General features: G+C 58.6%; 21 protein-coding genes and 2 pseudogenes. 13 read left to right on the top strand and 10 right to left on the bottom strand.

All coding sequences use genetic code 11. The features are described from left to right. Positions 1 to 36 precede the first annotated feature (36 nt). From EII30_RS05770 to EII30_RS05755, 4 genes are read right to left on the bottom strand one after another with little or no spacing between them, the layout of a single operon-like run. Positions 37 to 867, bottom strand: coding sequence for a formate transporter FocA (locus tag EII30_RS05770; RefSeq protein WP_124886384.1), 831 nt, complete (start codon positions 865 to 867; stop codon positions 37 to 39). A 1-nt stretch (position 868) separates the two neighbouring features. Further along, entirely contained in the window at positions 869 to 1228 is a 360-nt protein-coding gene (locus tag EII30_RS05765) for a hypothetical protein (RefSeq protein ID WP_124886383.1), read from the bottom strand. Then, positions 1229 to 1825 (bottom strand): hypothetical protein, encoded by a 597-nt coding sequence (locus EII30_RS05760; protein WP_124886382.1) that lies wholly within the window; start codon positions 1823 to 1825, stop codon positions 1229 to 1231. It lies immediately after the preceding gene. Continuing rightward, positions 1822 to 2373 carry an RNA polymerase sigma factor gene (locus EII30_RS05755; protein ID WP_233569302.1) on the bottom strand — a complete coding sequence of 184 codons (552 nt, stop codon included), beginning with the start codon at positions 2371 to 2373 and terminating at the stop codon, positions 1822 to 1824. The genes EII30_RS05760 and EII30_RS05755 overlap by 4 nt, the downstream gene beginning before the upstream one ends. A gap of 240 nt (positions 2374 to 2613) precedes the next feature. Between EII30_RS05755 and EII30_RS05750 the strand changes: the two genes are divergently transcribed. The 7 genes from EII30_RS05750 to ychF all read left to right on the top strand — a co-directional run bounded on the left by EII30_RS05750 (position 2614) and on the right by ychF (position 6336). After that, positions 2614 to 3033, top strand: a complete 420-nt coding sequence (locus EII30_RS05750) for an Asp23/Gls24 family envelope stress response protein (protein WP_124886381.1) — start codon at positions 2614 to 2616, stop codon at positions 3031 to 3033. Beyond that, positions 3033 to 3221, top strand: a complete 189-nt coding sequence (locus EII30_RS05745; RefSeq protein ID WP_124886380.1) for a DUF2273 domain-containing protein — start codon at positions 3033 to 3035, stop codon at positions 3219 to 3221. The genes EII30_RS05750 and EII30_RS05745 overlap by 1 nt, the downstream gene beginning before the upstream one ends. Further along, a complete protein-coding gene (locus EII30_RS05740; RefSeq protein ID WP_124886379.1) occupies positions 3218 to 3562 on the top strand; it encodes a hypothetical protein in 345 nt (114 codons plus the stop codon). The genes EII30_RS05745 and EII30_RS05740 overlap by 4 nt, the downstream gene beginning before the upstream one ends. Then, complete coding sequence (locus tag EII30_RS05735; RefSeq protein ID WP_124886378.1) at positions 3559 to 4143, top strand: hypothetical protein; 585 nt, start codon at positions 3559 to 3561, stop codon at positions 4141 to 4143. The genes EII30_RS05740 and EII30_RS05735 overlap by 4 nt, the downstream gene beginning before the upstream one ends. Before the next feature lie 2 nt (positions 4144 to 4145). Next, positions 4146 to 4760 (top strand): hypothetical protein, encoded by a 615-nt coding sequence (locus tag EII30_RS05730; RefSeq protein WP_124886377.1) that lies wholly within the window; start codon positions 4146 to 4148, stop codon positions 4758 to 4760. Between the two features lie 78 nt (positions 4761 to 4838). Beyond that, positions 4839 to 5105 (top strand): GlsB/YeaQ/YmgE family stress response membrane protein, encoded by a 267-nt coding sequence (locus tag EII30_RS05725; protein ID WP_124886376.1) that lies wholly within the window; start codon positions 4839 to 4841, stop codon positions 5103 to 5105. Between the two features lie 157 nt (positions 5106 to 5262). Next, positions 5263 to 6336 (top strand): redox-regulated ATPase YchF, encoded by a 1074-nt coding sequence (gene ychF, locus EII30_RS05720; RefSeq protein WP_124886375.1) that lies wholly within the window; start codon positions 5263 to 5265, stop codon positions 6334 to 6336. Positions 6337 to 6363: 27 nt separating this feature from the next. Here the strand turns inward: ychF and EII30_RS09180 are convergent, their stop codons facing one another. The 4 genes and pseudogenes from EII30_RS09180 to EII30_RS09175 all read right to left on the bottom strand — a co-directional run. After that, positions 6364 to 6492: a DUF3825 domain-containing protein gene (locus EII30_RS09180; RefSeq protein WP_370267012.1), complete on the bottom strand. Its 129-nt coding sequence runs from the start codon at positions 6490 to 6492 to the stop codon at positions 6364 to 6366. After that, a pseudogene (locus EII30_RS05715) lies at positions 6488 to 7249 on the bottom strand (DUF3825 domain-containing protein); the annotation flags it as partial. The pseudogene EII30_RS05715 and the gene EII30_RS09180, both read right to left, overlap by 5 nt. Before the next feature lie 66 nt (positions 7250 to 7315). Further along, entirely contained in the window at positions 7316 to 8053 is a 738-nt protein-coding gene (locus EII30_RS09075) for an ATP-binding protein (protein ID WP_233569301.1), read from the bottom strand. A 138-nt stretch (positions 8054 to 8191) separates the two neighbouring features. Continuing rightward, positions 8192 to 8569: pseudogene (locus EII30_RS09175) on the bottom strand (AAA family ATPase); the annotation flags it as partial. Between the two features lie 178 nt (positions 8570 to 8747). Here EII30_RS09175 and EII30_RS05705 point away from each other — a divergent pair. Next, positions 8748 to 9170: a hypothetical protein gene (locus EII30_RS05705; protein WP_124886373.1), complete on the top strand. Its 423-nt coding sequence runs from the start codon at positions 8748 to 8750 to the stop codon at positions 9168 to 9170. 38 nt (positions 9171 to 9208) lie between these two features. Next, positions 9209 to 9388 carry a hypothetical protein gene (locus tag EII30_RS05700; RefSeq protein WP_124886372.1) on the top strand — a complete coding sequence of 60 codons (180 nt, stop codon included), beginning with the start codon at positions 9209 to 9211 and terminating at the stop codon, positions 9386 to 9388. A 183-nt stretch (positions 9389 to 9571) separates the two neighbouring features. Here the strand turns inward: EII30_RS05700 and EII30_RS05695 are convergent, their stop codons facing one another. Continuing rightward, the gene (locus tag EII30_RS05695; RefSeq protein WP_124886371.1) at positions 9572 to 12463 is read right to left on the bottom strand and encodes a penicillin acylase family protein; all 2892 of its coding nucleotides are present in this window, start codon (positions 12461 to 12463) and stop codon (positions 9572 to 9574) included. Positions 12464 to 12835: 372 nt separating this feature from the next. Between EII30_RS05695 and EII30_RS05690 the strand changes: the two genes are divergently transcribed. Genes EII30_RS05690 through EII30_RS05675 form a run of 4 tightly spaced genes read left to right on the top strand, consistent with a single transcriptional unit; the run spans position 12836 to position 16737 of the window. Then, the gene (locus tag EII30_RS05690; protein WP_124886370.1) at positions 12836 to 13318 is read left to right on the top strand and encodes a thioredoxin domain-containing protein; all 483 of its coding nucleotides are present in this window, start codon (positions 12836 to 12838) and stop codon (positions 13316 to 13318) included. A 2-nt stretch (positions 13319 to 13320) separates the two neighbouring features. After that, complete coding sequence (locus EII30_RS05685) at positions 13321 to 15006, top strand: redoxin domain-containing protein (RefSeq protein ID WP_124886369.1); 1686 nt, start codon at positions 13321 to 13323, stop codon at positions 15004 to 15006. A gap of 16 nt (positions 15007 to 15022) precedes the next feature. Further along, positions 15023 to 15706 (top strand): response regulator transcription factor, encoded by a 684-nt coding sequence (locus EII30_RS05680; RefSeq protein WP_233569300.1) that lies wholly within the window; start codon positions 15023 to 15025, stop codon positions 15704 to 15706. Then, positions 15691 to 16737 (top strand): sensor histidine kinase KdpD, encoded by a 1047-nt coding sequence (locus tag EII30_RS05675; RefSeq protein WP_199731584.1) that lies wholly within the window; start codon positions 15691 to 15693, stop codon positions 16735 to 16737. Before EII30_RS05680 ends, EII30_RS05675 begins: the two co-directional genes overlap by 16 nt. An 85-nt stretch (positions 16738 to 16822) precedes the next feature. On the opposite strand, the gene trpB is transcribed toward EII30_RS05675, so the two are convergent. Beyond that, positions 16823 to 18028, bottom strand: coding sequence for a tryptophan synthase subunit beta (gene trpB, locus EII30_RS05670; RefSeq protein ID WP_124886367.1), 1206 nt, complete (start codon positions 18026 to 18028; stop codon positions 16823 to 16825). Positions 18029 to 18062 lie beyond the last annotated feature (34 nt).

Genomic DNA, 18062 nt, shown 5'->3' with positions numbered 1-18062 from the left:
CCACCTGGCGACTGGGCAGCGCCCGGGGCGGCCGGTTTACGGCTCTGCGCGGTTTAGCTGTTCCGCAGCGACCGGCTCTGCGGCGGTGTTAGCCCCGCGGAAGACGAACCAGTAAAACAGCCCGATCATAACGCCACCGCCAACAATGTTGCCGAGCGTCACCGGCAAGAGGTTACCGAGCAGCAGCTGCCCCGCCGTAATATCGGCGCCGAGGAGCATCCCGAACGGCAGCATAAACATGTTCGCAACCGAGTGCTCAAACCCGGTGGCAACAAAGATTGCGACCGGCAGCATCAGCAGAAACAGCTTGTCGATCACGGTTTTACCGGCGTTTGCCGTCCACACCGCAATACACACGAGCAGGTTGCAGCCGATGCCGAGCACAAACGCCTCAAACGGCGAGTGGCTGACCTTATACTCGGCGGTTTTAATCACCAGATCGCCCCAGGCCCCTTCGGCGCTGTGGTGGATCCCGCCAAAATAGCACAGCAAAATAACGCTGACCGCGCCAACCAGGTTGCCGAGATATGAGCGCGTCCACAGGCCGAGCAGCTGCAGTGTTGTGATCCTGCCCGCTGCCCTGGCGCTGAGCGCCATCGTTGAGGAGGTGAACAGTTCACCGCCGGTAACAACAACCAGCACGATCCCGACCGAGAACGCGAGACCACCGATTAGGCGGTGCATTCCCCACGGCATTGCCTCAGCGGCACCGACCTGGCTGGTGATAAAGAACATAAAACCGAGCGCGATAAAGGCGCCGCCGGGGATCGCCCGCAAGAACGAGAGGTCCCAGCGCAGCAGCGTTTTCACTGTCATCTGCGTGGTTATCTGCGCGGCTATTTTTTCGGGGGAAAGAATCGTTGTCATACTAGCTCTGGTGGTTGTCGATGCTTGTTGCAACCAGTTTAATACGCACGCTGTCGCGATCACCAACGGCGGCGACCGCGATCTCGGCGAGCTCGTTGAGTGTCTCGTGGGCGGGAGCGGAGGCGTCAACGCGGACACCGGCGGACAGCTGGGCACTGTCAGCGGTCAGCTCAACCTCGGGGGTTGTGCGCTGCAGGGTGACAAGGTCCTGCACCTTCTGCAGTGTGCTTTTTAGCCCGGTCAGCCCCGGAACAGCGCCGACGCTGGTGACGCGCGGGTGCTCCCGCAGCGCCGCAATCACGGCGTCCGCGTCGGCAGCGGGATCCGCCGCGCCACCCGTGAAACCGGTTTTGTCGCTCAACTAAAGACCCCCTTCAACATCGGTTATTTTGATGTCGATCGCCGCAATGTTCAAAACCGTGTGGGTTTGCAGCGCCTGCCAGGCCGCATCCCGCAGCTCCTCCGCCGCCGTCGCAATCGCGGTGCCACTCGTCACGGTCTCTTTTGTCGCGCTGACATAGAGTGTCACCGTCACCGGGTCACCAATTACCGTCACCGAATCGGAGAACACAATCTTGGTGACAATGCAGCTTGTCACCGTGTCAGCGGCATCACGAATCAGCGCCTTCACCGCGCCCTCGGTTATCGCGAGCTCAACGCTCGGATTTTTTGCCGGGATCGGGATCTCCCGCCCCGCGGCAACCTCCGCCGAGATACCGTCAACGATCTTCTGCCACCAGCCGTCCTGCTGCAGCGGCTGCTCCTCCTGGCTCGCCAGCTGCCCGGTGATGCCGCGGAGTCTGCGCAGTTGCGCGAGCGCGTGCGCCGCCTCCGGATCCGCCTCCAGTTTCTCGTTGCGGGGCTGACAGCCAGCGTCTAGATAGTCACTGATCTCGTCCAGCGTGAAAGCACCTGTTGCGAACTCGCGCGACGGTTCAAAGTTTTGCGCCTCAGTCACTTCCACACCTCCATTTCTACTAGTAGACTTTTTCGTGCCCGAGCGAGGTTGCCGCGCACCGTTGATAGCGGCAGTTTCAACTCATCGGCTATTTCCTGGTAAGAGTAGCCACCCATCTCCTTCAGCACCCAGGTTTGGCGCTGCAGTTCCGGGAGCTTACGCAGCACGGCAGAGGCAGCGTCGAGCTGTGAATTAATCTCGTTCTGGGTTTGCGGATCCGCCCCCGCCGCCTCATTGGTCTCCTCGTTCAACTCCCCGCTGTCGCGTCGCTTGCGGATCACGTCAATCGCCTTGCGGCTAACGATCCGCATCAGCCACGATTTCACCTTGTCGGTTTCACGGAGTGTGTCAAGGGTCTGCCAGGCGGTAATAAACGCCTCCTGCACGGCGTCATCAGCGTCGGCGTGCGAGTTGGTGAGTTTTACCGCGTAGCCGATCATAATTCCCGAGTAGCGTTTCAGCACACAGACGAAGGCGGCGCTGTCGCCGTCGAGCGCGCGGGCAACCAGCGTTGCGTCGCTCAGCTCCCGCAATCTCTCTGTCTGCATCCGCCGTCCTGTTCCACCGGGATCCACCCCCGGAAATCTCCCGCCGATAGCGTCGCTATCGCAGCTCTCGCCGCTCCCGCCGGGAATATCTTCATCTCTGTTTTGCCGCGGAATCTCGGGCTAAAATCGGCGATCAAAAAATTTTTTGAAGTTTTTTGTGACGTTTTGCCACCGGCCCGCGTCTTATTAGTATCCTAGCTCATTTGGCTAGAGGTTAATCCGAAAATAAGGGGGCAGAAAATGTCACAGAACAAAATCACAGCACCACAGCAGCACGGCACTGTTGGCGGCAAAACCGTTATCGAGGACAGCGTTGTAGCTAAGCTCACCGGCATCGCGATCCGCGAGGTTAAGGGTGTTCACGCTCTCGGCGGCGGCGCTGCTCGCGTAGCTGGCGCAATCCGTGACATCGTCGGTAACACCGACCTTGCTCAGGGTGTTTCTGTTGAGGTTGGCGAGCGCCAGGTGGCAGCCGATATTTCACTGGTTGCCGAGTACCCGGTAGCGCTGCAGGATCTCAGTGACCGCGTGCGCGTTGCAGCTGCTAAGGCAATCACCGAGCTGGTTGGCCTGGATGTTGCAGAGATTAACGTCACCATCAACGACGTGCACGTTCCAAGCGAAGATGACAACGATAAAGAAGAGGCACGGGTTAACTAATGAGTCACACAGTTGCTGGCGCACTGCTCGGCGCAGTGATTGCTTTCACCTGGGTTTCGCTCGGGTTTTGGCAGGCACTGTTTGTCGGCTTGGCGATGCTGATCGGCGCGGGCGTTGCGCGCGTGCTCGACGGCAAGCTTGATCTGCGTGGCCTGTTGGACGTTGTGCGAGGGCGTAGATCATCATGACACAGATTCCAGGCCACACACAGTTGACCGCTAAGGCGCTAAACCGGCTCGCAACCGCTATCGCGGCTGAACAGCTGGGCGTTAAAGGTGGCAGCGTGCGAGTTGGCGTTACCGACAGCGCGGGACTGCTCGCGGTGCAGGTAACGGGGCCTATCCGGTTGGCTCCCCTGGGCGCTCTTGAATATAGCAGTAGTGAACAGCACACCCCCCTGCTGGAGCGAGTTGAGCAGATTCGTGCCGCTGTTGCCGAGCGCCTAACCGCGCTAACCGGTAGGCGTGTCGCATCAGTTATTTTGGAGTGCACATCCGCTGAGGTTGCTCCTGCGAGGAGGGTTCAATGAGTTCTAACGCCGACTTTAGCCGGCTTTACCGCCGGCTACTGCGCCGTGAAACACACTCAAGTCGTGCGGCAGTGACCGTGGTTGTTGCGTCACTTCTCATCATCGCGGCGATCTATCTCTGCGTTGAAATTATTTTGCACGTTGCGGGGCGGGATCCGCTCGCCCTGATAATGCCAGAGGTTATTAAAACAGTGCTAAACCCAAGTGAGGTTAAGCAGGTGTGGCTTGGGGTGTTTGCCGCTGTCACCGTACTGCTCGGCCTGTTTCTCGTGTTTGTGGCGCTGCGCTCTGGCAGGCGAGGCAAACACGGCAGGGTGTCTGACCGCACTCTGCTAATTATTGACGACCGGGTACTTGCGAGCAGCGAGGCAGCTAATCTAGCGCGCGTCGCGGGGCTGCCAAGCCAGCAGGTGCGAGTGGCCGTCGATAAACACAGCGTAACCGGCTACCTCACCCCGTTCTCGGGTGTTGAGCTAACCAAACAGGAGCCGCGGAATGCGCTGCGCAGCGAGCTGGATCAGCTGTCGCTGCATCCGAAACTAACCGGCAAAGTCAAAATCAGCAGACAGGGGGCGATCTAGTTATGAAGCAAACACCACGCTTTCTTAATCGCGCGTTCCTGTTTGTTACCGGGCTTGTGCTGCTTGCCGCTGGCGGTCTTACGATCGCCTACCTCGTCAGTGATGAGGTGCGCAAGGTTTGGCGCAGGGTTGCGGCGGAGCTGAACAGCTTCGTCAAAGACACCGGGGACATTGCCGGATACCAGCTGAGTTTCCACTGGGGATGGATCGCGGCTGTGATCACGCTGGTGCTGCTGGCGATACTGCTGGTTGTTTTGATCACCCGTCAGGGCGGCGGCAAGGTAGCAACCCTGCTGCGTGTGAAAAACACCGGTCTGGTAAAAGAAACCGGGCACACTACTGTTGCCACCAAGGTTATTGAGGATCTATTGCAGCAGCGCTTTAGCAATGATCCCGAGGTGCTCTCCCTGAGCGCCACCGGCTTCGAGGTGAAGGGGCAGCGGACCCTCCGGGTCACCGCGCAACTTCGCCGAGGCGCAAATTTGCCTGAAATCGTAACACGGTTTGACAATGTCACAGCCGAGCTTGATAGACTGCTCGGAAAGCAAATTCCGGTGTTTTTGGAATTAACGAGCGGGGTTCGCACCGCTCTTAACCAAAATCAGCGGGTGCGATAGCCGGTTCTGTAACCCGTTTACAGAGCATCCCCCCTATACAACTCAATACTGAAGAAACAAAACAAATAGGAGAAAATAATGGGAATCTTCGGATGGATCGTACTCGGCCTGATCGCCGGCGCAATCGCTAAGCTCATCCTGCCAGGTAAGCAGGGCGGCGGTTGGATCGCAACTCTGATCCTCGGCGTGATTGGCGCGCTTGTTGGTGGCTGGCTCGGCAGCCTGCTGTTCAACACTGGCCTGCAGGACTTCTTCTCACTGCAGACCTGGCTGCTCGCAATCGGTGGCTCACTCGTTGTGCTGCTGATCTGGGGCCTGATCACCAAGAGCACAAGCAAGAAGTAGTTTGTGCCTCTGGCAGTGGCTTAGCGGGGTGGATCCTTTCTGGATCCGCCCCGTTTCTTTTTACCCCCTGCTTCTGGGTCGCTGTTTTGGCGGCTTTGTTTTGGCCGCGTCCGAAACACAGCGGGTTTTCTGGGGCGCTTTCGACTAAGATAGATGCGTGGCTTTAACAATCGGTATCGTAGGTCTCCCTAACGTCGGCAAATCAACCCTGTTCAACGCGCTCACCCGCAACCAGGTGCTCGCCGCCAACTACCCGTTCGCAACCATCGAACCAAACGTCGGTGTTGTGAACCTCCCTGACGAGCGGCTCACGAAGCTCGCTGAGATTTTCGGCAGTGAGCGGATCCTCCCCGCCCCCGTCTCGTTCGTTGACATCGCGGGTATTGTGCGCGGCGCCAGCGAGGGCGAGGGGCTCGGCAACCAGTTCCTCGCTAATATTCGCGAGGCGGACGCTATCGCCCAGGTGGTTCGTGGGTTCAGCGACGGTGACGTTGTGCACGTCGATGGCAAGGTGGATCCGGCAAGCGACATGGAGACGATCAACACCGAGCTGATCCTCGCCGATCTGCAAACCCTCGAGAAGGCGATTGTGCGCTATGAGAAGGAGCTGAAGGCGAAGAAGCTCGACCCGGCGGTTATGAACGCCGCAAAAGACGCGGTCGCGGCGCTAAACGACGGCAAGCTGCTGTCTGCTACCGACATTGATTTGGAGCCGATTAAAGAGCTCGGGCTGCTAACCGCTAAACCGTTCCTCTATGTTTTCAACGTTGACGAGCAGGTGCTCGGCGATAAGGATCGCCTGGCTGAGCTCGCGGAGCTTGTCGCCCCCGCGAAAGCGATCTTCCTCGACGCCAAACTGGAGAGCGAACTGATCGAACTGAGCGACGAGGAAGCTGCGGAACTGCTCGCCGAGGTTGGGCAGGCAGAGAGCGGCCTCGACCAGCTCGCGCGCGTCGGCTTCGACACCCTCGGCCTGCAAACCTATCTGACGGCCGGACCAAAGGAGAGCCGCGCCTGGACGATCCGCAAGGGCTGGAAAGCCCCGCAGGCGGCTGGCGTGATCCACACCGATTTCGAGAAGGGCTTTATTAAAGCCGAGGTTATCTCGTTTGCGGATCTCGTTGCCGCAGGTTCTGTTGCTGAGGCGAAGTCGCAGGGTAAGGCCCGCATGGAGGGCAAAGACTACGTAATGCAGGACGGCGACGTTGTCGAGTTCCGCTTCAACGTTTAAGCGCTTCGCTTGCTCACAAAGCAGGCGCTAGGGAGCTAACCAGTCCGGGTCTGGGCTGGCGACCAGCCTCGCGTTCGCGTATGCCATGTCGAGCGTTAGCACGGTGTCCCCACGATAGGTCCTCTCCCCCCACCTTTGAAACAACCAGCGCCACATCAACGTTGCCGTCGCCGCTCAGATCGAGCGGCAGCAAGAACTGCACCCCGCCGTCTTTCAACTTGGGATACCACTGCGGCACAATAATCCGATAGTTTCTTTTCACCTTGCGGATCGCGTCAGCAACCGCCGCATCGAGCGCCCGCTTTGCACGCACCGGGTTGTCTGCCATGTCTTCAGGGAAGCGGTCTGCATTGTCGCCGATGATGTGATCGTAAGCGAGCTTTAATTCATAACGCCACTCATAGATCAGGTCAGCGGCTGAACTCACATACTCCGCCATTGGAGGCTGCACACTGAACACTCGCATAAACTCACGGTCTGATTCACTCGCCCAGCGTTTGAAGAACCAGGGCTGCTTGTCCTCGTGAAGGTTCTTTTTAAACAGAGCGAAAATCTCTTCACCGTGCTGTGTTAAAAGCCCGGTGTTAAAAGCTGCGTGCTGACCGTCCTCGGTAACCACGATTTTATCTTCTAGCACGAGACGCTGGTAAGTGTAGATAATATACTTGTGCAGAACCGGGCAGGAATGCCCAGATTGATCGGAATCTCCCCAATCTTCGTAAGCAGCGAGTTCCGCCAGCTGCTCAATCTTCTTGTTCCGGGCAAGCTTTTTCACATCATCGTATAGCCCCGCCCTTTCTCCCTCTAGGAGGAAGAAAGCAAACTCGAAAATAGTCTCGGGGTACTTGCCCTCAGAAACAACGCCGGTCGACGGTGTGCTGCCGTCAGTGCTGTATGCTAATTCGCTTCCCATACATGAATTCTACTAGCGAAGACAAGCGACCAACACCCTGATTTAGTGCGTCTCGGTCCGATAAACCTAGCCAGCCATTATTGGACGCAGCAGGGCAAGTGGCACAACGTGCACGCCGCTCGGCAGTGTGAACAGCCTTGAACCTCCGGTAATGATGGCCAGGAACTTAGGGGGCTGTTTCATCCGGTCGTTAGCTATCCTCAGCAGGTTGCGCTCCGCACTTTCTAAAACGCCCGGTGATTCACCAAGTTTAACCTCAAAGCCGGCCCAACCACCAGCAAAGAACTCCATGAGCAGATCGATTTCAAGGTTTGACTCATCTCGATAACCAAAGCAGTAGGCATCTATCTGCTCTGCGTATGTGCGCAGGTCACGAACAGCCATGCTCTCGAATATCTGGCCAAAGAACTCTGGATCTGTTGCGAGCGAATCAGGAGATATCTGTAATGCGGCACACGCTAGTGACGGGTCACAGAAGTGCAGTCTCGGCTGCTTTCGCAATCGAGACTTAGATCGCAACGATCCGCTCCAAGCAGGCAGTTCTTCAAGCACAAATATCCGAGCTAGTGCGTCAAGATACTTGCGCACTGTTACCGGGGCAACGGATCCACCGTCTGCTGACACATCCGCAGAAAGCGTTGTCGCGGCAGCCTCACTAGAACTGTTTCTAGAGATGCTTCTTAACAGCCGTCGCACTCTCTCAGGAGCAAAGTCAGAACCCAGCTGAGACATGTCGGCGTGAACGATATTTTCAATATAGTCACGGTTGAAACGCATACTCGGCTGCAGAGCTAAGCCAATCAAACCGGGCCACCCTCCGCGCACAGCCAATTCAGCCAGCTGCAGGTAGCTGACCTCGCTAAGCATAACCTCCAGCTTCGGTTCAGACAACAGCTGGTTTAGGGTAATTCCCGGAACACTCTGGAATTGCTCCCCCAACGCGAGGGGTCTCATCCGAGTGCGCGAGAACCTACCTGCTCCCGTGTGCCGGGTTGAATCATCTGCGGGTGATGCAGAGCCAGAAAGCACAAACTGACCGGGGCTGCGCCGAGCATCTATTTCGTGCCTTATCTCATTCCAAATTTCAGGCACCATCTGCCACTCGTCTATCAACCGTGGCGTAGCGCCCTCCAACGCTTTACTCGGGCTTAGCAGTGCGAGCTCTCTGCTGCTGCTCTGGTCAAGTCGAATTTGAGAGTTAGTGACGTGCAAACCAGTCTCTGTTTTACCGCAGCCACGAGGCCCCTCAAGCAGCACTGCACCAACGCTTTGAAGCGCCAGATTGATGGTGTAATCTACAGCTCTCGGGATGTAACTCATAGCATGCAGCCTAACAGAGAAAGAGGCAAATGTCACTTTTGCGAGACTTTGAATGATACTTTTGCGAGACTTTGAATGACACTTTTGCGAGGTTTCCAACGTCACTTTTGCGAGATCACCCCAGCTCCACTTAACAACGAATATTTGAAATAGCTACCGTTTTGCTAGTATCAAAAGCATGGAACCAAAGCGGGTTTACGGCATAATGGCGTTCAGTGCCTTTGTTGTTTTGACGCTGTGTGTCATCACCCTGTACTCGTGCAGATCGTCCGGTGTGAAAGTCCCAGATGGTTATTACGAGCTGCCAATCTGCGAGAGACAGACGATCAGGGTTGAGGATCTAGACACAGGTATTGGTGAGGGCTGTAACCTCTTGGGCTCAGCTGTTGTTTTCCCCGATGGTGTCACCCACGGTATTGTGGACTATACCCCTTCATTAACGATAATGCCGTCAAACAAGGAAGAGGCTGTAGTCTATAGCGTGCATAACTGGGGTGTTCCGGGAGTCAGTGCAAGTATGACCCGCTACGGCAAACCCGTACAGGTTTGGGCGTCAACTCCCGAAGCTCGCGAGCTACACAGACAGGCGTTCAACGAGTAACAGCGAACAGATCACAGACACTAATATAAGGAGTTCTAATGTCATCAATCAACCCCCTGGGTGACGAAGAAACAGATACCCGGGCAGCAGAGGCTACAGAGTGTTTTGACCCTAACACCGAATCTCTCGCAGCTATCGCAGAGTCTGAACAGATCCTTGACAGTGGTCAGCGAAGATTTAAGACTGCCGAGGATGTGTTTGAAGCCCTAGATATCTAGCGCCCGTAAACCGATCCACTGCCCTAGCACCCTCCCACCCTCCCTGCCAAGGCGCCCAACCAGCGGGATCCGCTACGGCACTCAACCAGCGGGATCCGCTGCGGGTTTCAGCGTCAGCACCTCATGCTGCTGCTCAGTTATCGCCTTGCGGCTAAACCGCCAGCTGAAGTATTCGCCCGTCGCTCAGTGCTCGAACTGATCATTAACGTGCGGTGAAAGCGGGTGTCCTGAACTGCCAGAGGTGTTCACCCACAGCACCTTATTCACACCGCTCATATCAACCGCGTAGCGCATCGAAGCTGCTAGATGATTTTCGTAGCTCACCGTCCCATCGGGGTTGACCGCGGGATTAAAGTAGCTGAGCTGCGGGGCTGATGGTCCGCCCGCGAGCTCGTGTGCGTCGCGAGAGAACAGCGCGCGAATAAACCACGGCATCCCCTCACCACCAAACAGCGGGTGAGCCGGTGTTTCCTTGTGCAGGTCACCCCAGCGCCACTCGGCAGTGTTGGTGCCCAGCTGCTGGCTAAGGTCACGGTATGCGTCAACATAAGCCAGACGCAAAATATCGTTCGCGGTCTCGGTGATCTCCGGCGTCGAAACATCATCCCACAGCGGGTTTTGCGGATCCGCCAACAACCCTCTCAGCAGCTCGATGGCGGTCGAAGATGGGTCGGGGGCGAACTCGGCGGGCTCGGGCTGAGCGGCCGCAAACTCGTCAGCAAACAGCCGATACTGCAGGTGAGACGCGAGCGAGGCGGCAACGGGCATGCCCTGCGCGTCAACATCGCTGTGGCTGCCGTCCCTAACCCAGGAGCTCAGCAGCTCCCGCATCTCCTCCAGCTGCTTCACTGTCGGGGTGTGCTTGGGCTGCTCCACTCCCTCACGAGGTTTCACACCGGTCGGATCAAATCCTGCAAATTCCACCGCCGCCAGGTCATCACCGATCACATAACCGACCGGTACGCGATCAGCGAGCATCACCTGACCGGCCTCTTTCAGCGTCAGGCCGCCATCTTTTGCAAACTCAACAATCCGCTCACGCATCTGTTTTGCCCGATTACCGTGATCAAACGCGGTACCCAGGTACGGCCCAACCTCGGCGGGCGCAAGATCGTTGTTTGTGCTCACAATTATGCCGTCATCGGGGTTTACCGTTGAAGGGATCTGCTCGTTCTCGTAGAGTCCCCGCCAGTCGTAGCTGGAATCCCAGCCCGGGCGCGGCCATCGACCATCGGCGCCGAGGTTGTCTGCGCTCGGAACCCCATCAACAACGAAATCGCTCTCTGCTTTCTTTGGGCGGATCGGGATTTTACCGGTGCTAACATAGCCGATATCGCCTGCGTCAGTCGCGTAAACAAGCGACAGGTTAGGCCCGGTAATAAGCTTTGCGGCCCGCTGCACCTCTGTCGGGTTCTTTGCACGGTTCAGCGCCAAGAATCCCTCACCGGTGTATCCGGGCTGGTCCCCTGTTGCCTGCAGAGCTATCGAGTACCGGCTAAAGCCCGCCTCGGATCCGCCGCTCGCCTCGGATCCGCTGCCCGCAGCGTCTTGGAACGCGGGCAGGCTGTTTAGCGCGTCCACGCTCACAAACTGTTTATCGGGCACAATCGGCCCGTGCACGCTGCGCTTCAGCTCCCTGCTAAAGCTCTCACCGCCCGCAACCTTAAACTCCTCGGTCCTGGTCTCGTAAGCAACCGGAACACCGTCACGTTCATAGCTGTCCTCACTCAGATTGCGCTCAACCACCAGGTCAGCGGTGTCGCCGAGGAAGGATGTAATCCCCCACGACAGCTGCGCATTCCGGCCGATCATAACGCCCGGAACCCCGGCAAACCCAAAGCCCGCAACATCAAAACTGCAGCCCTCACCGGATCCAACACAGTGCAGCCCGACCTGATGCCAGGTTGAGGGGTAAGAAATCGGCAGGTGCGGATCGTTCGCGAGGATCGGTTTACCGCTCGCGGTGTGCTCACCCGAAACAACGAAGGCGTTCGATCCCAGCGCCACATTCGCGTCAACAATCCGGGTCACCCGCTGCAGTTCACGCGCCACGGTTTCAAGCTGCGCGGCAACAGGGTCAGCGGTGGGAGCTGCGGCGGTAGAGGTGGTGGCGGTGTCTGCGGCAGTGGGGGCTGCGGCGGCGCTAGACTGGCCGGTTGCTGGTGGATCCACAACCCCGCCCTGCTCGCTCGAACCGCCCGAGCTGCTCGCCCCGGCGCCCGAGCCAGCCGACCCGGCTCCATCAGCCCCGGCACCGTCAGTCTCAGCACCCGAACCAGCCTCAGCGATATACTCGTCGCGCGACTTCACCTGCGACACCTCATCGGCGCTGAGAATCGGCGGATACTCACTCTCGTTGTTCCGCTTATTAAACTCCTCCGCGATCGCGGTGTCACCAAACACGCTGTAGCTTTGCACCCTGCTGCTCTCTTGATGCGGGTTAGCCTGCAGATCGTAAGCAATTGACCGCAGCCAGCTGAGCGAGTCGGCGATCGTCCACGGCTCAATCTCTGTGCCAGTGCCGCTCAACCCCAAAAGCACGTACTCGTTAGCCACCTGCCAGGGCGCTTTCCCGTGCAGATACTCGTTAACGCCGGCAGCGTACGCCTCATAGAGGCCGCGCGCTTCCTCGCTCAACAACTCGGCGTCCTGCTCTGCCCTGTCCCGCCACTGCAGCGAGCGGATCAGCACATCCGAGTCCTTAATCTGCTCCACGTCACCAAGCATTTCGGCGAGCCTGCCCGCGGTTTGGTGCCTGCGCACATCCATTTGAAAGAACCGGTCCTGCGCGTCAACGAACCCCTGTGCGCGCATCAGATCCGCATCACTCTCGGCGTAAATGTGCGGGATCCCGAGCACGTCACGCACAACAGAAACCTCCCCGCTCAGCCCCTTAATCTCGAGCTCACCGGCGGTTTTTGGCAGCGGTGCACGCAGCACATAGACAACCGCCAGGGTTGCGACGAGGGCGAGCGTCAAGAGGGTTGCTGAGCTCCAGAGCAAAACCCGCTTCAGAACCCTGCCTTTCTTCCTCGGCTTTCGCTGCTCACGCGAGTCCGCTGTGTCGTATCCCATTTCACTCCCCCTGTCTTTCGCAAACCCGGTTTGCGTCCCGGTTGCCTACACACTTACTGTTCATGCAATTGCGTGCAATCCCTAACTCAACCTAGTTGACAGGGCAAGGCAGAGCTACCAGCTGAATAACAGCAAAAAGGGGCTAAAAAGCGAGGTTTCTGGACAAAAAACAGCGTGATTTCAAGCGAACAGGGCGGGCAGGGCGGATCCGCCCCCGCCGCCATAAATAGGGATAGCCGTAATAACATAGAGGGCTACCCCACCGGGCAAAATCAGCCTCAGCAGAAATCGAAACAGCCTGACTAGAAAGCGTAAGAAATTGGTAATAAATTAGACCCATGCCCTGTAATATCTGCTCGGCATACTGGAGTTATGAACAAAAAAACATCAGCAGTAATCATGTCCCTTATCGCCGCTTCAGCTTTCTCACTCACCGCGTGTAGCACCGGTGACGCGATGGAAGCAGACAAGGCGATGACCAACGAATCCATGGAAAAAGACAGCATGGAGAAGGACTCAATGGAGCACGACGCCATGATGAGCGCCTCCTACACAACCTACAAAGAGTACTCGAGCGCGATGAGCAAGTACGACGGCAACCGCGTTGTGCTGTTCTTTGCCGATGACGCGGCAACCAGCTCTGCGATCGACAAAACCTTCAGCGAGGACGCAGCGAGCATCCCAGAGGGCACAACCGTGGTTCGTGTTAACCTCGAAAGCCACCAGGATGTTGCCGACAAGTACAGCGTCACCTCAGCGCCAACCTTCGTTGAGCTTGACAGCAACGGCGACGCAAAAGAGAGCTGGGTTCCTGAGAGCGCCGCTGACCTGGTAACCGGAGCGATGAGCAACTAAATATGCTGGTCACAATAGTACTCTCACTCTTTGCCGGAGTGATCTCGGTACTCGCGCCGTGCGTCCTGCCTTTCCTCCCCGTCATCGTGGGAGGAAGTCTGGGCGCACAGTCGCGTTACCGCCCGTATCTGATCTCCCTCGGCCTGGTGGTTTCGCTGCTCGCGTTCACCCTGCTGCTCAAGGTTTCAACCCTGGCCATCGGAGTGGATCCGCGATTCTGGTCGATAGCGTCCGGCGTGCTCGTCATCATCCTCGGCATTTTCATGCTGTTCCCTGACCTGTGGACGAAAATCTCCGTCAAGTTCGGGCTCGGCAACAAATCACACAAGCTCCTGGATCGCGCCCAAAACACCGGTGGCGGCCCGGTTTCTGCGCTGCTGACGGGCGCGGCACTCGGCCCCGTGTTCAGCTCCTGCAGCCCCGTCTATGCGTGGGTTATCGCGACAGTTCTGCCCGCACAACCGGTTGCCGGTTTCGTCTACATCAGCGCCTACTGCATCGGCATGGCGGGTATGCTGCTCGCCATCTCCCTGCTCGGCCGCAAACTGATCGCGAAACTCGGCTGGGCCGCAAACCCCCGCGGCTGGTTCCAGCGGATCGTCGCAATCCTGTTCATCCTCGTTGGCGTGCTGGTTGCAACCGGTGTCGACAAGAAAGTGCAGGCTTGGGCTGTTGGCAATGTGCCAATCATCTCCGATATTGAACACCAGCTGATCCCCAAGCAGACCGGTTCTGAGGGGGATAAAGACGGTGGCAGCGGATCCACCAGCGGCAGCGTCTCAGGACCCGCAGCGCCGGAGTTCACCGGGATTAAAGAGTGGATCAACTCGGATCCGCTCACCATTGAGGGACTGCGCGGCAAGGTTGTGCTCGTTGATTTCTGGACATACTCATGCATCAACTGCATCCGCACCCAGCCGTACCTGAACGCCTGGTATGAGCAATATCACGATCAGGGCTTTGAAATCGTCGGCGTGCACGCACCCGAGTTCGCGTTTGAGCGGGAGAGTGCTAACGTGCAGCGCGCGGTTGTTGACGCCGAGATTAAATATCCGGTCGCACTCGATAACGATTTCAAGACCTGGGCTGCCTACCACAACAACTACTGGCCAGCGAAGTATCTGATTGACCAGGACGGAAACGTTGTCTGGAGCCACTTCGGCGAGGGCGAATACGAGGAGGCTGAGGAACAGATCCGGAAGCTGCTTGGCAGCAGCGGCGAGAAATCAAAAACCACCGGTGAAATCAGCAGCACAACCGTTGGCCAATCCCCCGAAACCTACCTGGGGACGCAGCGGGCACGCGGCTTTGCTGGCGAGCCTCGCCTGCGAAACGACAGCAACGACTACAGTGCCGCGAAACTGCGCGACGTCAACAGTTGGACACTCGATGGCAGGTGGCAGGTTGATGAGGAATCAATCACCTCAGAAGCAGACGGCGCAAGCCTCAGCTACCGATTCTCGGGGCGGGAAATGTTCCTGGTGATGAGCGGGCCAGCAGGATCCACCGCCACCGTGACCGTTGACGGGACACCCGCAAACCCCGGTGCCGATGTTGTTGATGGCACCGTCCAGGTGGGTGATGCGCGGCTCTACAAGCTCGTGAAATTCGACAAACCGCAGTCGGGAGCAACCGTGAAAATAACCTTCAGCAAGGGTGTTAAAGCGAATGCATTCACATTCGGATGAGCACTATACTCAGAGTGTGAGCACAATCCTGATAGTTGACGACGATGCCACCGTGCGTGGCGTCGTCGCCGACTATCTGCGGGCAGACGGGCACACGGTTTTACAGGCAGGTGACGGCGCTGCCGCGCTCACAACAATCGCCGAAACACCGGGGCTTGACCTGGTTATTTTGGATCTGATGCTGCCGAAGCTTGACGGCCTGGAGGTGTTCCGACGCCTGCGCCCAAGCCACCCCAACCTGCCGGTTATCATGCTGACCGCGAAAGACAGCGAAGCGGACCGGATCCTCGGGCTTGAGCTTGGCGCCGACGACTATCTCACCAAACCGTTCAGTCCTCGCGAACTGGTTTTGCGGATCGGGGCGGTGCTCAGGCGCTACGCTGCGGCGCTCACACCCGGCGAAACCCTGCAAGACGGCGACCTAGTAATCGACCTGGAGAGCCGCAAAGCAACCCTCGCGGGCAGTGAACTAAACCTGACTCTGCGAGAGTTTGACCTGCTCGCCCACTTTGTTTCACACCCCAACGTCGTGATGAGCCGCACCGAACTGATGGGCGCGGTTTGGGGCTGGAACTACGGCGACTCAACAACCGTCACCGTGCACGTTAGACGCCTGCGCGGCAAAATCGAGCCCGACCCCTCCAACCCTAGCCGACTGGCAACCGTTTGGGGGCGCGGCTACAGATGGGAACCACAGTGATGAGCCTACCCGTGCAGTCAGTGCTGCTCGCCCTCACCGCAACCGCCGCGGTGGGGCTTCTGTGTGCCCTAATCACCTCCCGCATCGCCCGCGTCTCAATGTGCTGGGCAGCCCTGCTCGCGCCACTCGCGGTTGTGCTGTCAATGGCAGCGGGCCTCTGGGTTGGCGTTGCGCAGATGCTAATCGACGCCCGCGTGCCACTGCTAATTCTCGCCGTCACAGCGCCTGTAGCGTTGCTGATCGGTGTGTTTGTGTCGATCCGCTCGCATCAGCAGCTCGCCCAGGCGCAGGCCGCGGCCGAACAGGAGCGTCGCAAACACGAGGTTGAGGCGGGCAGACGTGAACTAATCAGCTGGGTCTCCCACGACCTGCGCACCCCGCTCGCCGGCATCCGCGCAATGGGCGAGGCGCTGGAGGACGGGATGGCGGATGACCCCGAACGCTACTACCGCGCAATCACCGCCGAAGCGAAACGCACCTCCGAAATGGTTGACGACCTGATGGCGCTCGCGGGCCTGCACAGCGGCGCGGTCGGCATCGCCGTTGAACCGGTTTCACTCTCGGACGTTGTCTCCGACCTGATCGAGCAGCTGGCACCGCTCGCCAGCCAGCGCGACGTCACCCTCACCGGCGGCACCACAACAACCGCCGAGGTAATGGGCGATGCGGGACTTTTAACCCGCGCAATCCAAAACACTATCGCCAACGCGATCGCCTACACGGCGCCGCAAACAAGCGTTACTGTCCGGGTTTCTGCGGGCACCTCCCCGGGCGGATCCCCCGCCGTCACCGTCACAGTCACCGACGGCTGCGGGGGCTTAAGCAGCAGTGAACTGGAGCACGCCTGCGACGCGGGCTGGCGCGGCGATATCGCACGCACCCCCGGTGACCAGGTTGGATCCGGGCTCGGGCTCGCAATCGCCCGCACCATTATCGAGTCACACGGCGGCAAGCTAACGCTCGCGAACACCCCCGCGGACGCGGCAGCGCCCACCGGTTGCACAGTAACCTGCGTGATCCCCGCCGCGTAAACCGCGATCCGCTTGGCGGCCTGCGCGATCCGCTCGGGCAGCGGGGCTCAGACGGTGCAGGCCCCGGCAGCGTGGCTGCGATCCGCTAGATGCCCAGCTTCTCGGCGACGTAGTCGATATCTTTATCGCCGCGACCCGATAGGTTCACAATAATCACACTGTCGGCAGGCAGCTCTGCGGCGAGTTTCATAGCGTAAGCAACCGCGTGGCAGGACTCCAGCGCCGGAATAATTCCCTCGTGCCGACACAGCGCCTTAAACGCCTGCAGCGTCTCCGTATCGCTCGCGGTCTGGTAGCTCACCCGGCCTGTCTCTTTCAGGAATGCGTGCTGCGGCCCAACACCCGGATAGTCGAGCCCCGAAGCGATTGAGTGCACAGGGTTCGGGTTACCCTCCTCGTCCTGCAACACCAGGGTCTGCATTCCGTGGATCATACCCGCGCTGCCGTGTGTCATGGTTGCGGCGTGCTCCCCCACAACCTCCAGGTTCTTACCCGCTGGCTCAACGCCGTAAATCTTCACGTCGGCATCGTCGAGGAACTCAGTGAACAGCCCGAGCGCGTTGGATCCACCACCGACCGCTGCAACCAGCGCATCCGGCAGTCTGCCTTCTTTGGCGAGGATCTGTTGCCTCGCCTCACGGCCAACAATAGACTGGAAATCACGCACCATGTTCGGGTACGGATCCGGCCCCACCGCCGAACCGATCGCGAACATTGTGTCTTTGTAGTCGCGCGCAAACACCTCAAAGGCAGAATCAACCGCTTCTTTTAGTGCGCCGCCACCGACAACGTTCTCACCGACCGGCACAACCTTGGCACCGAGCAGCTCCATCCGCAGCACGTTCGGGCGCTGCTTCGCCACATCAATCGCGCCCATGTGGATCTCGCACTCCAGGCCAACAAGCGCCGCCGCCGTCGCCAGTGCGACACCGTGCTGACCCGCGCCGGTCTCAGCGATCAGCTTCTTCTTACCCATCCGCTTTGCCAGCAGTGCCTCACCAATGCAGTGATTGATCTTGTGAGCGCCGGTGTGGTTGAGATCCTCACGCTTCAAATAGATTTTCGCGCCTCCGCACTCGGCGGTTAGTTTCTTCGCGAAGAAGAGCGGGGTTGGGCGACCCACATAGTCGGCGAGCAGCTGCTCCCACTCGGCGAGGAACTCAGGATCGCGCACCGCCTCCGCGTAGGCTGCTGCGACCTCAGCGATCGGGGCTTCAAGCTGCGGTGGCACGAACCTGCCACCGTAACTGCCAAAGTAGCCGTTTACATCAGAGGTTTTGTAGTTAGTCATGGTTTTGTTCCGCGCCATTCTGATGAGTGTTTGA

The organism is Leucobacter sp. OH1287, from assembly GCF_003859945.1.
Taxonomy (GTDB): domain Bacteria; phylum Actinomycetota; class Actinomycetes; order Actinomycetales; family Microbacteriaceae; genus Canibacter.
The sequence above is the reverse complement of the archived record's forward strand: the minus strand, read 5'-3'. Positions and strand labels throughout refer to the sequence as shown.

Excerpts from the sequence above, each read along its gene's own strand:
- EII30_RS05770 (WP_124886384.1), bottom strand. The coding sequence starts at position 867 with ATGACAACGATTCTTTCCCCCGAAAAAATAGCCGCGCAGATAACCACG.
- EII30_RS05755 (WP_233569302.1), bottom strand. The coding sequence starts at position 2,373 with ATGCAGACAGAGAGATTGCGGGAGCTGAGCGACGCAACGCTGGTTGCC.
- EII30_RS05750 (WP_124886381.1), top strand. The coding sequence starts at position 2,614 with ATGTCACAGAACAAAATCACAGCACCACAGCAGCACGGCACTGTTGGC.
- EII30_RS05745 (WP_124886380.1), top strand. The coding sequence starts at position 3,033 with ATGAGTCACACAGTTGCTGGCGCACTGCTCGGCGCAGTGATTGCTTTC.
- EII30_RS05740 (WP_124886379.1), top strand. The coding sequence starts at position 3,218 with ATGACACAGATTCCAGGCCACACACAGTTGACCGCTAAGGCGCTAAAC.
- EII30_RS05735 (WP_124886378.1), top strand. The coding sequence starts at position 3,559 with ATGAGTTCTAACGCCGACTTTAGCCGGCTTTACCGCCGGCTACTGCGC.
- EII30_RS05730 (WP_124886377.1), top strand. The coding sequence starts at position 4,146 with ATGAAGCAAACACCACGCTTTCTTAATCGCGCGTTCCTGTTTGTTACC.
- EII30_RS05725 (WP_124886376.1), top strand. The coding sequence starts at position 4,839 with ATGGGAATCTTCGGATGGATCGTACTCGGCCTGATCGCCGGCGCAATC.
- EII30_RS09180 (WP_370267012.1), bottom strand. The coding sequence starts at position 6,492 with ATGTGGCGCTGGTTGTTTCAAAGGTGGGGGGAGAGGACCTATCGTGGG.
- EII30_RS05705 (WP_124886373.1), top strand. The coding sequence starts at position 8,748 with ATGGAACCAAAGCGGGTTTACGGCATAATGGCGTTCAGTGCCTTTGTT.
- EII30_RS05700 (WP_124886372.1), top strand. The coding sequence starts at position 9,209 with ATGTCATCAATCAACCCCCTGGGTGACGAAGAAACAGATACCCGGGCA.
- EII30_RS05695 (WP_124886371.1), bottom strand. The coding sequence starts at position 12,463 with ATGGGATACGACACAGCGGACTCGCGTGAGCAGCGAAAGCCGAGGAAG.
- EII30_RS05690 (WP_124886370.1), top strand. The coding sequence starts at position 12,836 with ATGAACAAAAAAACATCAGCAGTAATCATGTCCCTTATCGCCGCTTCA.
- EII30_RS05685 (WP_124886369.1), top strand. The coding sequence starts at position 13,321 with ATGCTGGTCACAATAGTACTCTCACTCTTTGCCGGAGTGATCTCGGTA.
- EII30_RS05675 (WP_199731584.1), top strand. The coding sequence starts at position 15,691 with ATGGGAACCACAGTGATGAGCCTACCCGTGCAGTCAGTGCTGCTCGCC.
- trpB (WP_124886367.1), bottom strand. The coding sequence starts at position 18,028 with ATGACTAACTACAAAACCTCTGATGTAAACGGCTACTTTGGCAGTTAC.